The organism is Campylobacter concisus (genome assembly GCF_015230035.1).
Classification (GTDB): Bacteria; Campylobacterota; Campylobacteria; order Campylobacterales; family Campylobacteraceae; genus Campylobacter_A; species Campylobacter_A concisus_BK.
Genome location: NZ_JAAKZD010000027.1, coordinates 1 through 1,016, shown reverse-complemented (window position 1 = coordinate 1,016; position 1,016 = coordinate 1). Strand labels below are relative to the sequence as shown.

Annotated in this window: 1 protein-coding gene and 1 pseudogene; both read left to right on the top strand. The window is 43.2% G+C overall.

Annotated features, from left to right (window positions below):
- A pseudogene (locus tag G6W41_RS09985) lies at nucleotides 1-720 on the top strand (DNA repair protein); the annotation flags it as partial.
- Nucleotides 713-1,016: YolD-like family protein (locus G6W41_RS09980; protein WP_194171408.1), on the top strand; the 304-nt coding region annotated here is incomplete at its 3' end. The pseudogene G6W41_RS09985 and the gene G6W41_RS09980, both read left to right, overlap by 8 nt.

Here is a 1,016-nt window from a genome sequence, read left to right as displayed (position 1 = left end):
AAAAAGCAGCTCTGGACACATCAACCGCTAAGTGACTTTTGGCGTATCGGTAAGCAAACTAGGCTAAAGCTCGAAAAATGCGGCATCTTTTGCATGAAAGATATCGCAAATGCGCCAAAAAGCCTGCTTGAAAAAATTTTTGGCGTCGATGCCTATATCACGATAGATCACGCTAACGGCATAGAGCCAACGACGATAGCTGAAATAAAGGCCTATAAACCAAGCACGAAGTCCTACTTTAGCTCGGAAATTTTGCCTAGAGACTACGAGCGCTGTGAGGCGGTGATCGTGCTAAAAGAGATGGCTGACAGGCTCGCACTTAGGCTCATAAATAAAGAGGTCAAGGCGAGTGGGCTAACGATCAATGTGAGATTTGCCGATAAGCTTGAGCCGCAGCAACGTGCAAGCCTGAGGTTTAAAACGCCCACAAACATCTCAAGCGTGCTGATGAGTGCGGCTGAGGAGCTACTTTTAAACAAGATAAAAAATGTCGGGCTAATCAGGCAAATAGGCATATCTGCAAACGATGTGGTAAAAGAAAATTTGGTTGAGTTTAGCCTATTTGAAGATGACGCTAAAGAAAAAGCGGTGCTAAAGTCGCTAAATTTGATAAAAGAGAAATTTGGTAAAAACTCGATCCTGCGCGCGATCGACCTGCTGCCAGAAGCAACTGGGCAAGATAGAAACAAAAAGATCGGAGGGCACAAGAGCGGTGAGTAAAGATAGGGCGAAAATTTTTAGCTCGTTTAATCCTCTTTCTACCTTAGAGCGAGCCTTGCGTCAAAAAGAGCGAGAAAAATGCGAAAAGCTCGAGCTTGACGAGAGCAAAGTTGATGAAATTTTAAAAAAGATAAGCGATCTAAAGATAGCTGACGAAGTGCGTGTGAGCTACCACGACGGCTTTACTTACGTAAGATCTGGCGGCCTAGTCTCGGATGTAAATTTCAAAGATAAAACCCTCATGATCGTAAAAACTAAGATCAAATTTGAAGATATAAATGAGGTGGAGATAGTTA